Below are 14,626 nucleotides of genomic sequence, written 5' to 3'. Positions count from 1 at the left end.
GCCATTGCCCGCGTCAGGCGCCGGGCATCACTCCCATGTGGAACAGAAAGAGCCGGGCAAGATCCGTCGCGGCGGCCTCCGCGGCAACAGGCTGGCCCGCGTGGCCGGCGCGCCACACCAGATAATCGGTTGCGCCGTCCGGCGCGCCCAGCTGGCGGTACACCTGCGGCATGATGGGCACGTGGTCTCCGTAGATGCACAGGCCCGCCGGCCGCGGCAGGTCCGCCAGCGTGGCCGCCAGCGACGAGAACATCGCGTCGGCATTGCGCAGATGGCGGCAGTAGGCGACCAGGTCGGCGCAGCCCGATGGCAACGCCTGCGCGCACACCGCCGCTACGTCCGCCGGCGCCACGCGCTCCAGATGCAGGGGGCCGTGGTTTTCCATGGTGATGACATGCACATACACCGGCTGGGACCGTTCGCGCCGCAGCACGGCCGCCACCAGATCCGCCACCGCGCGGTCGCCCACGTAGGGCTCGTCGCCCCGCATGCCGTCAAACGCCGAGATATCAATGAATTCATCGAAACCCAGCAGCGGAAGCACGCGGTCCCTGCCGTAGAAGCTGGCGTGGTAAGGATGCACGCACACCGTGCGGTAGCCCAGCCCGCGCAGGTAGCTTGCGGCCGTGTCCAGCCCGGTGCGCGCCAGCCGCCGGTATGGCTGGTAACGATGGACGCCCTGCTCCCGCAATTCCAGCCCCGACAGAAAGGCGAACTCCGTGCGCACCGTGTTGGCGCCCCACGACGCCACGCGGAGGCGGCCGTGCGCGCAAGCCTGCGCACGCAATTGGTCGAATCCGCTCAACAGGTCCGCGCGCAGTTGCGGATACAGCGGGCGCGGATCAAAGAAGGACTCGCTCTGCACGGCCACCAGGTCCGGCAATGCCGCGGCCGGCGCCGGCGCGGCTTGCGAGAACGGCGTGACGGGCGGCCCGATGGCCTGGCGTTCGGCCCGCGCGTAGCGCCACAGCGCCATCACCAGCCCCAGCCGGCGCAGGTCCTTGCGCGCCTCGAACGAGACCGGCACGTTCCGCGACCCCGCCCATGCCGCCAGTCCCGCGCCGCCCGTGCCCAGCACCGCCGCAAGGGTCCAGGCGCGCGCCGCGCTTTCCAGCAGCAATCCCGCGGCCACCGCCAGCGCCACCCCGGCGGCCACCGCCAGCGCGCGTCCGATGCCCAGGAACGGCAGGTACAGCCGCGGATGGCGGATCGCATCGGTGAAGTACTCGAAATCGGCCCACACGAAGGGCTCCCGCAGGGCGTGGTACTTCGCGTTGTTCACGGCGACGATCAGGCCGAACACCGCCAGCAGGATGGCGGCGGCGAAGTACGGCCGGCCCACGATGGCCCATGCGCAGGCAAACGCGAAGACCCAGACGCCCGCATGCAGCGCCACGGCACAGAACGGGCGACGCCAGGGCGCGCGCGGGCGCGGGGCCAGCCCCGCTTCCAGCAGCCACGTCGCCAGCAGGCCGCCGGCCAGCGGCGCCGCGACGGCGCTCCAGGCCGCGTCAGGCACCGTAGCCCAGCCTGCGCAATATCCAGCCGGAGCACGCGGGCGGCAGCCCGGCCAGCAGCCAGCAGCCCAGGCTCAGCGGAAAGGGAAAGCTGATGCGCGCCCGATCGGCGGCCAGGCCCAGGCGTATGCGCCGGGCGGCACTGTCCGCGTTCAATTCAAAGGGCTTGGGTCCGGGCATGGCCGCGCACATCGGCGAGGTCACGTAGCCCGGCATGATCACGTTCACCCGCACGCCGCAGGCCGCCAGGCCGTCGCGCATGGCCTCGCCGTAGGCTTTCACGGCGGCCTTGCTGGCGCTATAGCTCGGCGTGGCGGGCAAGCCGCGCCACGCGGCCTGCGAACTCATCAGCGCGATCTGCCCCGACCGCCGCCGCCGCATGCCCTCGCCCAGCGCATGGGCGATCGCCAGCGCGGCCCGCAGGTTGACCTCGATGAGCATCTCCATGTCCTGCCACGTCTCGCCCTGCCCTGGCGCGGGCGCCGAGATATTGACGCCCGCATTGACGATGGCCAGGTCGGGCAGTCCTTCCCCGGCCAATTCGCGCAGCCATGCGTCCAGCGCGGGGCGGTCGCGCAGATCCAGCGCCTGGGTGCGCACACGGGCGCCGCGCGCCTCGCAGCGTCCCGCCAGCTCGCGCAGGACCGGCTCGCGCCGGCCTTGCAGCCACAAGGTCACGCCCGGCCTGGCGTACTCCAGCGCCAGGGCCTGGCCGATGGCGCCGGTGGCGCCGGTGATCACCACGGATGCGGGTGCGTGCGTCATGCGTATTCCTCCAGCACGGAGCGATCCCGCTCCATCCGGTCGGCGGCATGCCGCGATGCCAGCGCGATCCCTTCGGCGCAGTAAAAGCCGCCGTTGATCTGGGTGGCATGCACCACCGCCGTCTTGAACTGTCTGAAGAATAGCGGGTCGGGCGGCGCCGCGCCTTGCCAGAATTCGTCCAGCGACCCCTGGAACGTCAGCCCCTCCAGATGGTAGACGGCGGCGCTCAGGGCGATCGTCGGGCATCCATGCTCCAGCGCCGCCGCGCCCACGGTGCTGTTCACCGTCACCACGCCCGCCGCCCGCGCCAGCAGGCTGGGCAGGTGTCCTGCTTCCAGGTAGACCACCCTGTCCTCCACGCCGAACATGCGCGCCAGGTCCCGCACGCCGCTTTCATGGCGCGCCACGCCGGGGTCCAGCGGATGGTTCTTCACAACAAGCAGGCTGTCCGCCGGCGCGAAGGCCGCGAACGAGGCCAGCACCAGCGCGGCCACCTGCCGCATGCTGCGAAATGGCGAGTGATGCTGGATCTGGGCGTCGCCGTCCAGCTGCAGCGGGAACAGATAGTAGGGCCGTGGGCCCGCGGTCACCCGCGCCACCGCCGCGGCGTCGGCGCGACCGCGCAGGCGCAGCTTGACCGCCCGGCGCATGTAGGCGCCGTACTCGCGCGCGGCGCCATACGGCGCATGGGTGCGATAGCGCGGATAGCAGACGGGGTTGAGCGCCCCGCACAGGTGATAGGCGACGTCATGGGCAGCCCGGTTCCAGAATGGCGCACGGAACGGCCGCGGCTCTGGCGCAGGCGCCAGCCGCTGGCTCATTTCCCGATACCACTCCGGCTCCCGGGGCAGCGCCGAATGCGCATTTACGCCGCCGCGCTCCAGGGTCACCCAGTGCGGACGGAAGTAGCCTTCTTCGAAAACATGCGTGCGCAGTCCGCGGCTGCGCGCCAGCGCCACGGCGGGACGATGCACCGGCCGGCAATCGCCGAACAGCACCAGGTCCGTCGCGCCGCTGGCCTGCAGCGCGTTCTCGTAGAAGCCGTCCAGCCCGTCGGACCGGCCCCGGAAGGACCATGTCCGGCCGCGCCGCCAGTACGCCGCATCGCCCATGGTGAAGTTGACCTTGCCGACGGCATGGCCGCGATCCGCGAGCACGCCGCCCAGGCGCTCGAAGAACGGCGAGCAGACGCCCTGCAGAAACAGGTATGAGCGGCTCATGGCGCGAACCGCGCGCGCAGCAAGGTGTCCAGCTTGCGCCACTGGCGGCGCGCGTAGCCCACCCGCAACTGCGCGAGCTTTCCCTCGCGCACGAGCGCGTCGCGCGTTTCCACGATCCTGCTCAGCACCGCCTCGCAGGTGGTGTAGCCCTTCAGCTCCCAGTCCCAATACAACGGGTACCGCAGCAGCACGCCCGCCACCAGCTCGTCCAGCGTCAGCGGCCGGTCCCGCCGGGCGATCGCCAGGCGGTCCTCGGTGAGCCCCCAGCCCGCATAGAAGGGCCGTCCGTGCGTCACCACCCGCTTGCCGCGCAGCAAGGCGTCAAAGCCCGACAGCGACGTCATCGTGTGCACGACGTCGCAGGCATCGATGCAGGACACCACCGAGGCCTCGGCTTCGACATGGTCCGCCAGCGCCAGCAAGGCCGCCGGCGCCACCGCGCCCCGCCGGTTGCCGGAGGCGACATCGGGATGCGGCTTGTAAACGATATAGGCATCGGGATGGCTGCGCCGCGCCTGCCGCAGGAGTTCGAGATTGGTGTCCACGCCGTCGCAGCCCAGGCGCACCGACACGTCGTCCTCGACCTGCCCGGGCACCAGCACCACTTCCTTGCCGCGTGCCGGCCACTGCACGGCGCGCGTCGGTTCCAGGTTGTACTTGGTGATGCCGTGGGCCACCATGAACGCGCGCACGCGCCTGGCCGTGGCCAGTTCACCCGCGCTGAAACGGGCCCGGTTCAGCTCCTGTTCCAGGTCGCTGGGGCGCGTCGGGTCAAAATACATGCCCTGGCCGTCCAGGGCCAGGCTCAGCGGCCTGATCAGGTCCGATCCCAGCCCCACCGACCGCACGAAGCCGTCCTCGACCCGCAGCACGGAACACCCGGTGCGCCGCGCCAGCTGGGCCAGCCCCTCCGGCGCCTGCGCGCTCCAGTGGACCAGCGCGTCGCCGGGCCCCAGGTTCAGCGCCTGCGCGCGCCGGGCGTCCGGCACGAACACCACGCGCTCCGCCTGAAGCGACAGCATCGGGCGGATGTTGGCCGCCTTCCAGCGCCGGAATCCCACGCCGACCACCCTGCGGGGCAGGCGCTCGGCCATGGTCCGCTGGCGCAGCAGCCAGCTGATCGCGTCGAAAATATTGCCCTGGCGGTGGCTGACCGGGTCGAGATAGCGCGTGTAGCGGAAGTACGCCGCGGCGAACAGGCTTTCCAGGCTGTGCCTGCGCACTCGGCGCGGGCAGGCCTGGCGGTCCTGCGTAAGCCCCCAGCCCGCGTACCACGGCATGCCGAAGCATGTAACGGGCCGGCCCAGCATCAGGGCCTCGAAGCCCATCTGCGAGCTGACCACGTAGACGTGATCCACCTGCTCAAGCAGGGCCAGCGGATTCACCTCGCCGCGCAGCACCAGCGTGTCCGCGTCGTCGTCCATGCCGGTGAGATAGCCCTGCTTCTGGCCCGCGCTGACCTCGGGGTGCGTCTTCACGATGCACAAGGCGCCCGGATGCTCGCTGCGCGCGGCCTCGACCATCTGGCGGAAGGTATCCGCCGAGGCCCCGCCCAGCGCAACGCTCATGTCGCCGACCGTCTGGTCCACGATCAGGACGCGCTTTCTTCCCCTGGCGCCAGGCAGCGCCACGTCCGCGTTGCGCACGTGGTTGTATTTGGACAGGCGATGTTCCCGGATCAGGTCCATCGCCTCGATCACGTCCTCCTCGATGCCCGCCTGCACGTCCTCGCCCGAGGCGAGCATGCGCTCCAGGGCGGACTCGCGGGTCGAATCGTAATAGATGCCTACGGGGTCGACCACCATCGAAATGGTGGGAATGCCGCTGCCCGTGCCGAAGGAACGCAGAAATCCATCCTCCAGCGCAACGTAGGGCACGCCCAGCTGGGCGGCCCGTTGGCGCGCGGCTTCGGCCGAGGGCCGCAACCCCCAGCCGGCCACTGCGTCAGGGCGTGGCCCGCCCCGTCCCCGCAGCCCGTTGCCGCGCGCGACCGGCGCGCCCAGCAGGGCTTCCAGGAACGGAATACGGGCGATCCCGGCGGAATGGATCTCTATCATGCTCGACCGGCGCGGCTCACAGGCGCAAGTCCGATTCAGCGGGCGTCAGCACGTACTTCAGGTCGTACAGGATGTGCTGCGCCTTGCCCAGCTTGCGGATGCCTTCCGCGCCCATGGCCTTGAACTGGTTGTGCGCCACCGCCAGGATCACGGCGTCGTACTTGCCTTCCTCGGGCTGGTTCACCGGCGTCAGACCGTATTCATGCACGGCTTCTTCGGCGTCGACCCACGGGTCATAGACGTCCACGTCGACGTTGTAGTCGCCCAGTTCTCGAATGATGTCCACGATGCGCGTGTTGCGCAGGTCGGGGCAGTTTTCCTTGAAGGCCAGGCCCATCACCAGCACGCGCGCGCCCTGCACATGGATGCGGTTCTTGGTCATGGTCTTGACCAGCTGCGACACCACGTAGCCGCCCATCGAATCGTTCAGGCGGCGGCCCGCCAGGATGATCTCCGGGTGGTAGCCGATGGATTGCGCCTTGTGCGTCAGGTAGTACGGATCCACGCCGATGCAGTGGCCGCCCACCAGGCCCGGACGGAACGGCAGGAAGTTCCATTTGGTGCCCGCGGCCTGCAACACGGCTTCGGTGTCGATGCCCATCTTGTTGAAGATCAGGGCCAGTTCGTTGATCAGCGCGATGTTCACGTCGCGCTGCGTGTTCTCGATCACCTTGGCGGCTTCGGCCACCCGGATGCTGGACGCCTTGTGGGTGCCGGCGGTGATGATCTGCTTGTAGAGCTGGTCGACCAGCTCGGCCACTTCGGGCGTGGAGCCGGAGGTGACCTTCTTGATCGTGCTGACGCGGTGTTCCTTGTCGCCCGGGTTGATGCGTTCGGGGCTGTAGCCGGCGTAGAAGTCCACGTTGAACTTCAGGCCCGACACGCGCTCCAGCACCGGCACGCAGTCTTCCTCGGTCGCGCCCGGATAGACGGTGGATTCATAGATGACGATGTCGCCGCGCTTGAGCACGGCGCCGATGGTCTCGCTGGCCTTGACCAGCGGCGTCAGGTCCGGCTGCTTGTATTCGTCGATCGGGGTGGGCACGGTCACGATGAACACGTTGGCCTGGCCCAGCTGGGCGCGATCGGCCGTGTACGTCAGCTGCGTGGCTTCGGCCAGCTCGGCCTTGCTGACTTCGAGCGTCTGGTCGAAACCGGACTGCAGCCCGTCGATCCGGCGGTTGTTGATGTCGAAGCCGATCACGGGACGCTTCTTGCCAAACTCCACCGCCAGCGGCAGGCCAACATAGCCCAGGCCGACAACGGCCAGCTTCACATTCGAGAGGTTCACAGGTTGGTGGGACATTTCATACCTCTAAGAGATTCAATAGGTACCGACGCGCTGGCCGACAATCAACACCTGCACGATGGGAGTAATGATCTTTTCCCATTCGTACATAGGCGCATTGCTGACGTAGACGACGTCTTCGGGAAGCAATTCGAACTGCTTTGCCAGGAACATGGATTCCGGGTTGCGCATGTTCAGGCGGAACACAATGGGCTTGGGCGCGCCCTCGGCGGTCTTGCCATCCAGGCGGAAGACAAACACCCCGGTGGCGTCCGCGGCCCGGTCATTCAGCCCGCCAGCCACGCCCAGCGCATCCAGCAGATTGGTCTGGTTGGACGGCAGTTCATGCAGGCCGGGCTTGGTCAGCGCACCCATCGCGACAAAGCGCTTCAGGTTGGGCTCGACGACCAGTTCGGAACGCGGCTCGACCGCCACGTTCCTGCCATTGAGGAGCTGGTAGTAAGGAATGCGGGTCACGTTGCGGCCGTGGCGGATGACCACGTCCGCCTGGTAGGCGGGCAACGTCGATCCGCCCGCCAGGGTGATGGCGTCCAGCGCGGTCAGGGGCGCCTTGATGCCGCCAAACCGACCGGGACGCGGCACCGCGCCGGCCACCAGCACCGAATTGCTGCGGTCGTCGGCCAGGTCCACCATCACCTGCGGCTTGACCGCGGCGGAGTGCTGCAGGCTGCCCTTGATCATTTCCTCGATGGCGGGCAAGGACTTGCCTTGCACCTTCAGCCTGCCGGCATACGGCAGCGAGATGGCCCCGTTCGCGTCCACGCGCACCGCGTCGAACACCGTGCCTCCAGCGGCCAGCGGCGCGAACAGCCCGCCCTCGACGCTGTCGGCAACCAGCACTCGCATCACGTCGCCGGGCATGACGCGGATGTTGCCCGCATAGCCTTCCGACGTGATGCCGTCATCCTTGCGGGCCCGGTCCAGCAGGTATGGCGCGATCGTGCCCGCCTGCAGGTCGACCACCTCATACTTGGCTTCGGCCGCCGTATCCACGGGACCGTCCAGGATGGCCGAGCGGGTGGGACCCGACCCCGAAAGCAGGCTGCACCCCGACAGCAATGCCAGGGCCAGGACTGCGGTAAAGCGTAAAACTCGTGTATTCATGACTCCGTTCCGATGTTCCGGCCGTGGGTGGAAAAGCCGCAAGGCAGAGGCCTCGCCGTTCCCGCCTTGTCCGGCACTAGTAGGAATTGACATAGCAATTGACGGTGGACGCGATCATCCGCTCCAGCGAAAAGCGCGCGGTCGCCCAGCTGCGGGCCTTCTCGCCGATCTCCGGATCGCTCCCGCACATTTCCCGCATCCGTTCCATGGCGCGCACCACGGGCGCCGCCTCGATCTCGCCGCTGGGCAGGGTCAGGCCCGTCACGCCTTCCTGTACGGCTTCGCCCGCGCCGCCCGCCAGGGTCGTTATCACCGGCACCCCCGAGAACTGCGCCTCGATCAGGACGTTGGGCAAGCCCTCGAACCGGGACAGCAGCATGAAGGCGTCAAAGTGCGACAGCCAGAAGCCCACGCGACGGGAAATGCCCGTGAACAGGATGCGGCCGTCCATGCCCAGGCGCTGCGCGAATTCCTTGACCGGCTCCAGCAGCGGTCCGCCGCCGACCATGACAAAGCGCGCGTCCGGGTTGGACTGCGCATACAGATGCGCGGCCTCGACCCACAGGAAGGGACGCTTGTTGTCGTCCACGCGCATCACGGTGCCAAACACAAAGGCCTGCTCCGGCGCCGTCGCCTTGAAGTCCCGCCACATCCGCGTGCAGGTCTCGTCTTGCGCCGCCGTCAGCGGCGCCAGCCCGTTGTAGACCACCGGGATGCGCCGTTCGTCCAGGCCCAGCCAGTCCGCGTAGCGCTTGGCGGCAAAGCTTGAATTCGAACTCAGGGCCACGCCCCGCATGCCCAGCACCGCGCGGTAGATCGTGTCGTACTCCACGCGGTAGCGGTCCGGACGGTCCACCGGCGGCATGGTCCGCACCGACAGCACAATGCGCGGCACGCCCGCCAGCAAGGCCGCCAGCGCGGTCGCGAAGATGGAGCCGTCCTGCCAGATGTGCACCACCGACGGCACCGATGCCCGCATCACGTCCGTGAGCTTGGAGGTGCCCTCGACGATCTGCTTGGGCAGAAAGCGCAGGTAGTCCCGATAGGTGCTGAGCAGGGACGACACCTCGCATCCGCCCCAGGCTTCCATGTCGGAGTAGACCGCCACGGGGATATCGGCCTCCTTCAGCGCGGCCGCGAAAAAGTCCGCGCCTTCGCGGCTGCGCAACGACCGGCACACCACCTGGACGGGGCCCAGCACCGGATAGCCGGCAATGGAACGTCCCTCCTGGATTGCCGACTGCAGCGCCACGGCGGTGTTGACGAACTGCCGCTCGGCGCCGCCGGCGCCCAGCGAACCGTTGATCATCAGGACCGGGCCGACAAATGATTCATCGAAAGCTTCGTACTCGGCGTTGCGGCGGCGGCCGATCTCTTCGAACAGCCGTTCCAGCACCAGGATGCTGACCGGAATATCCCCGGCCTCCCCCTCCACCCCAAGCCGGCGCAGGGCGATCAGGTCCACGTTCAGGTCGCCCAGGCGGCGCGACAGCTTGCGCGCCGCATCGCCCAACACGCCGATACCCGTTTCCAGCACCTGCCGCGCCCGCCACGGAAAACCGCGGCGCACGAGCGACTGCGCCCAGGCCGCGTAGCCGTTCTCGAAGCGCGGATGCGCCTGCGTGAGCCGCTCGAAGCAGGCATCGGCTTGTGCCGGGTCGCCCAGTTCGTCCCAGCTCTTGGCTTCCAGCTGGATATCCTTGGCCGCCACGCTGCCGCCCGAAAAGTACAACTCCATTTCCTTGCGGCCCGCATCCGCGCCCAATTGGCGCTTCACGCCGCGCAACATCAGGATGAAGGCATCGGGCGAATCGGGAAATCGCTGATGGATGCCGCGCCACACGAGCAGGCTGTCGTCCGGCCGGTGCGCCGCCTCCAGGCTGCGCGCCACGAGCACCTGGAACAGCTCGGTCTGCGGATGCTGCTGCACATAGCCCAGCAGCTCCGGGACCGCACCCAGCGGGTCGCCCGCCTTGATGCGGGTTTCCAGCGCATGCCGCGCGCGCTGCAGCAGATCGCGCTCGGGTTCCGCATGGTCGTCGCTGGCGTCCGCCAGGGCCGCCGCCAGCCGGTCGGATATCGCCACGGCCGGCGGCGCGTTGCCGCTGGCTGCCTTGTCGCCGGTGTCCGCGCGCCGCGGACGGCGCAATTTGGAAAGCAGGGAGAACATGCCTTACCTCCTGTCCTGTGTCAGCCGCCCGCTCAGGCGTGGTCCTTGATCGCGTAGGTCACAAGCACACCCACGATCCAGAGAATGAAAAGCGCCAGGATGCCCAAGGCGGTGTCGACGATACGGCGCGGATACAGCGACTCGTCCGCCAGCTGCGGCTGCGACGCGACGACCGTGTACAGGACCTGGCGCGATGCCAGCGCCCGCGCATCCTCCAGCGCCTTCATGGCGCCGGTGTAATAGGCTTCCGCGAACTGCCGCTGGGTCTCGGCCCCTTCGTATTCGCGCAGCAGGCTGGACAAGGCGCCCTTGCCCGCCGAGTCGCGGCCGCCGCTGATCTGGTGATCGTTCAGCGCGATCAGCTGGCGCTTGAGCGCCTCGTAGCGCGCCTGCACCCGCTCATAGGCCGGACCGCGGTACAGGCCACCGCCGCGCAGCGCATCCAGCTCCGCCGCCACGGTGGCGATGTCCCCGCGCACCTTGGCCGCCAGGGCCAGATTGGCCTCGGCTTCCTTGACCGGATCCTGCACGCCGGTGCGTGCACGCAAGTCCTGCACCTTGACCCGGGCGTCCACCAGGCGCGTCTCCGCCAGGCGTACTTCCTCGGTCGCGAAGCGGACACTGTCCTCGCGCGACTTGACCGACATCTGGTTGACCAGCTTCTCGCTGGCCTCCAGGATCGCCTGCGCCAGCATCAGCGACTCTTCCGCGGAGAATGCGCGCACCTTGAGGATGATGGCGCCGGTCGACATGTCGAACTGGATGTCGACCATGCGGTTCCATTGGCGCCACAGGCCTTCCGCCGTATCGTCCTTGTCCATGCCGTACCAGAAGTCCAGCGCCGGGGCCGACCACATCTTGCGCAGGTCCAGCGTCTTGTCCAGTTCCTGCACGATCTGGCGGGACTTCACGTAATCCACCACCGCAAAGGAATCGACGAATAGCTCCGTCGTCACGCCAGCGCCGCCGGCCATCGGATGGCTTTGGGAACCCGCCCCCGCCACCTGGGTCTGGGACCCCGCTCGCAGGCCAAAGCGCGCTTCCGATACGTACTGCCCGGCGGCGATAAAGAACAGGTAGAGCGCAAGCAGCAGCGCCGGCACGCCGATCACCGCGATGGCGGACCACCGCAGGCGGCTCATCGTGGGCGGCGTGGTGCTGTCGGGCAAACGCGGCCCTGTGTAGACTTTCTCCGTACTTGTCATCTGGTTACTCGTTGGTTCAATGGACGGCGCCCGCGGGCGGCGTGGGATCAGACGGCGGCCGCCGCCTCCTGGGGCACTGCGCTGTAGCGGGCTATGGTGTCCTTCAGGGGGGCCACTTCGCTCAGCTTGCCGTCCTGCAAAATCATGCCGACCGAGCAGAAGCGGGCCGGCGACGTGGTCACACTGGACACGATGATCACCGTGGCGTCTTTCGAGCGCTCGGCGAAGATCTCCAGGCACTTGCGCTTGAACGCGGGGTCGCCCACCGCGACCATCTCGTCCACGACATAGACGTCGAACTTCAACGCCATGGAGATGCCGTAGGACAGGCGCGCACGCATGCTGTTGGCGTAGGTCACCACCGGCAGGTCGTATGCCCGCCCCAGCTCCGAAAACTCGTACACGAAGCGCTCCACCTGCGCGACGTTCGCCCCATAGATCCGCGCGACAAATCGCACGTTGTCGCGGCCGGTCATGTTGGGGCTGATCGCGCCGGCAAAGCCCAGCGGAAACGAAACGGTGCCCTGGCGATGGACCTGGCCCGAATCGGGCAGCTCCATGCCGCAGATCATGCGGGCCAGCGTCGATTTCCCCGAACCGTTTCCGCCCAGGATGGCCATGTTCTCGCCTTCGCGGAACTTGAACGAAATGTCGTTCAGCACCCGTTTCACTCCCTTCTTGGAGCGGAAACCCTTCGAGATATGCCTCAGTTCAAGCACGTTGTCCTCCATGACAGTGTTTCGGCCGCGGGATCAGCGGGAATGCAGGCGGCGCCGGAACGCGCGCTCCATGCACAGGCCGAGGACCACGCTGGCGATCGACCACTTGATGAGATAGGACCTGTCGAGCGTGAGCGAACTGAAATTGGCGAAGTAGCCCTCGCGGAACCACTCGATGGCATGCACCAAGGGATTCCACACCAGGACGCGGCGCGCCTGGTCCGGCAGCGAGTCCACCAGATAGAACACACCCGACAGCAGATACAGGGGCCGCGTGACAGCGCTGTAGATGCGCTCCCACGACTTGAACATCACATTCAAGACCGCATTGTTCAGGCCGAAGCCGAAGCCCAGCAGGAACGTGAAAAAGGCCGCGGCGCCGCACTCCTCCACATGCTCGGGCAGGATCAGCTTGCCGCCCAGCATCACGATGAACAGCAGGATGAAGAAGACGATGATCCAGGTAAGTCCTTGCAGCAGCGCCTTGGCGAACACGATGTCCATGTTCGTGATCGGCGGCAGCCGCAGCAGCGACGCGTTCGAAGAGATGGCGCGCGACAGCTGAGAAGAGGTGTGGCTGAACAGGAAAAACGGCATGATCCCCGTGATGAAGAACATCTGCAGGTTCCCCATCGGCGATATCCGGCCCCAGACCACGTAGATGGCGGACAGTACCGCCACGTGCAGGATCGGTTCGATCAGCGCCCACAGGTAGCCCAGCCGCGTTCCGCCGAAACGCACGCGCGTCTCCCGGAAGATCAGGGAGAGCACCACGCGCACCTGCACTTGCAACGCCGTCGCGCTCACCCGGCCGCTCCGCCCTGACTCATGCAATCCTCTTCTTCATGAAACCCGCTCCCAATAATCGGCCGCGTGGCGGCCAGGCAGTGAATAGTGTTCTGGTCCCGGCCCAAACAGCGAACCGGAAAATCGGAACGAATGATACGAGGCGCGCAAAGGGGGCCAGATTTCAATACTTATCAAATCAAATCAAACGTGGCCGCATTCGGGACTGAAAAATAAATGAGGTATAGGCAGTCCTATAATTAATCGAAATTCTTCACCCGGCCTCCCTGCTTCACAGGGACGGACCACACCGGACAGATTGGCGACCACGCGCCACGGGGCCCTGATATTGCTTAAGCACCTGTTCAATATTTATCAAAGAAAAGTACATAGGCTTACGCATGTGTTGCGGCCCCATGAGCTCTATGAAAAATGGCCTGAAAACGCCATTTTTCTCAATAGAATTGGATTATTTTCGACATCGTCTGATACATTCGACCCCTTTTTCGCCGAATTTCAGCTCGCGCGTGCGCGAGCCCGCCTTGAACTCTCCGGGAAACCGCAGGATCTGGACGCCCGCCACTACCGCAGCCGGGTTTCCGACCACGAACGGCGCCAGTACGCGCTGGCGCTCGCCCGCCACGATCCCAAGGGGGCAGCGGCCTGGCTGTCAGAGGGGGAATGGGACCTGAAGGCGGCCTGCGCGCTGGCGGCCGGCGATCTGGGCGCCGGCTTTCTGGCGGCAAGCCGGATAGCCCCAGACATTAGGAAATCCAAGAATTTGCATGTAATTCTTGCAGCATTGCACAGTCAAGCCGGCGAATTCCGACAAGCCCGTCAATATTTGAAATTTCTAGTGACGAACCCGCGCACTTTTGATTTTGCCGACGACCGCCCCTTGAATCTGCGCGATTTCCTCGGGGAAAACGGGGACTTACCGGTTTCCGACCGGAACGGCGGCGCACTGGTTTCTGTCATTATCTGTGCGTACAATGCCGCGCCTTTCATCGACGCCGCCCTGCGCTCCGTGCTGAATCAAAACTATCCTAATGTTGAAATCATTTCGATAGATGACGGATCGCAGGATCACACATTCCAACAAATGCGGCAGTTGGCCTCTGAAAATCCGCGTATAACTGCACATCGCTTTCCCAATAATGGGGCTTACGCCTCGAGGAATATTGGATTGCGCTTGGCGAAGGGAGAATTCATTACCTTCCTGGACGCCGACGACATTATGTTGCCACACCGAATCTCCGCGCAGCTTGCCGCTCTGGAGCATTCCGGCGCGGCCGCCACGGTCAGCAGACTGATACGCATCTCGGAGGATGGACGCCTTGCAGCACCACGCATCTACCCCTTTGTCCGCCACAACCCCTGCTCGCTCATGATGCGGCGTTCAACCGTCCTGGCCGTCGGCGATTTCGACGAATCGCGCTTTGGCGCGGACGAGGAATACGAGCACCGCATCGCCTTGCGATTGGGAAAGCCCGCGCTGCTGCGCACCCCGGACGTCCATACCCTGGCGCTGCACCGCGCCGGGTCGTTGACGCAGTCGCCGGACTCCGGCCTTGCGACCATCGCGGGCCGCCAGGCCCGCATCGCTTACCGCGAGTCCTGGATCCGCCGCCACCGCCAGTTGGCGGCGCAGGACCAGGCCGCCATTTTTTAGGTACCAGGATCCATGCCACCGAGCACCTCCCCCTTGCCCATCTCCCCATCCGTTGAACCCGCCGCGCATCGCGTCGCACACCCGGAACGGCTGCGACAACAG

11 protein-coding genes are annotated in these 14,626 nt (G+C 66.6%); 1 reads left to right on the top strand and 10 read right to left on the bottom strand.

Annotated features, from left to right (window positions below):
- Positions 1 to 13: 13 nt before the first annotated feature.
- The 10 genes from HLG70_RS29635 to HLG70_RS06335 form a co-directional block, all read right to left on the bottom strand.
- Positions 14 to 1,519, bottom strand: coding sequence for an LTA synthase family protein (locus HLG70_RS29635; protein ID WP_171662604.1), 1,506 nt, complete (start codon positions 1,517 to 1,519; stop codon positions 14 to 16).
- Positions 1,512 to 2,282, bottom strand: coding sequence for an SDR family NAD(P)-dependent oxidoreductase (locus tag HLG70_RS06375; protein ID WP_171662605.1), 771 nt, complete (start codon positions 2,280 to 2,282; stop codon positions 1,512 to 1,514). The genes HLG70_RS29635 and HLG70_RS06375 overlap by 8 nt, the downstream gene beginning before the upstream one ends.
- A complete protein-coding gene (locus HLG70_RS06370; protein ID WP_171662606.1) occupies positions 2,279 to 3,502 on the bottom strand; it encodes a capsule biosynthesis protein in 1,224 nt (407 codons plus the stop codon). The genes HLG70_RS06375 and HLG70_RS06370 overlap by 4 nt, the downstream gene beginning before the upstream one ends.
- A complete protein-coding gene (locus HLG70_RS06365) occupies positions 3,499 to 5,559 on the bottom strand; it encodes a capsular polysaccharide biosynthesis protein (RefSeq protein ID WP_171662607.1) in 2,061 nt (686 codons plus the stop codon). Before HLG70_RS06365 ends, HLG70_RS06370 begins: the two co-directional genes overlap by 4 nt.
- A 16-nt stretch (positions 5,560 to 5,575) precedes the next feature.
- Positions 5,576 to 6,865: a Vi polysaccharide biosynthesis UDP-N-acetylglucosamine C-6 dehydrogenase TviB gene (gene tviB / locus HLG70_RS06360; RefSeq protein ID WP_213697162.1), complete on the bottom strand. Its 1,290-nt coding sequence runs from the start codon at positions 6,863 to 6,865 to the stop codon at positions 5,576 to 5,578.
- Between the two features lie 18 nt (positions 6,866 to 6,883).
- A complete protein-coding gene (locus tag HLG70_RS06355) occupies positions 6,884 to 7,972 on the bottom strand; it encodes a polysaccharide biosynthesis/export family protein (protein WP_171663421.1) in 1,089 nt (362 codons plus the stop codon).
- 76 nt (positions 7,973 to 8,048) lie between these two features.
- Positions 8,049 to 10,142 (bottom strand): glycosyltransferase, encoded by a 2,094-nt coding sequence (locus HLG70_RS06350; protein ID WP_171663422.1) that lies wholly within the window; start codon positions 10,140 to 10,142, stop codon positions 8,049 to 8,051.
- A gap of 32 nt (positions 10,143 to 10,174) precedes the next feature.
- Positions 10,175 to 11,347 (bottom strand): capsule biosynthesis protein, encoded by a 1,173-nt coding sequence (locus HLG70_RS06345; RefSeq protein ID WP_171663423.1) that lies wholly within the window; start codon positions 11,345 to 11,347, stop codon positions 10,175 to 10,177.
- A 47-nt stretch (positions 11,348 to 11,394) separates the two neighbouring features.
- Positions 11,395 to 12,078, bottom strand: a complete 684-nt coding sequence (locus HLG70_RS06340) for an ABC transporter ATP-binding protein (protein ID WP_171663424.1) — start codon at positions 12,076 to 12,078, stop codon at positions 11,395 to 11,397.
- Between the two features lie 21 nt (positions 12,079 to 12,099).
- Positions 12,100 to 12,873 (bottom strand): ABC transporter permease, encoded by a 774-nt coding sequence (locus HLG70_RS06335; RefSeq protein WP_171663425.1) that lies wholly within the window; start codon positions 12,871 to 12,873, stop codon positions 12,100 to 12,102.
- A 328-nt stretch (positions 12,874 to 13,201) separates the two neighbouring features.
- Between HLG70_RS06335 and HLG70_RS06330 the strand changes: the two genes are divergently transcribed.
- Positions 13,202 to 14,524 carry a glycosyltransferase family 2 protein gene (locus HLG70_RS06330; RefSeq protein WP_234103429.1) on the top strand — a complete coding sequence of 441 codons (1,323 nt, stop codon included), beginning with the start codon at positions 13,202 to 13,204 and terminating at the stop codon, positions 14,522 to 14,524.
- Positions 14,525 to 14,626 lie beyond the last annotated feature (102 nt).

This window comes from Achromobacter deleyi, assembly GCF_013116765.2.
GTDB classification, from domain to species: domain Bacteria; phylum Pseudomonadota; class Gammaproteobacteria; order Burkholderiales; family Burkholderiaceae_B; genus Achromobacter; species Achromobacter deleyi_A.
The sequence above is the reverse complement of the archived record's forward strand: the minus strand, read 5'-3'. Positions and strand labels throughout refer to the sequence as shown.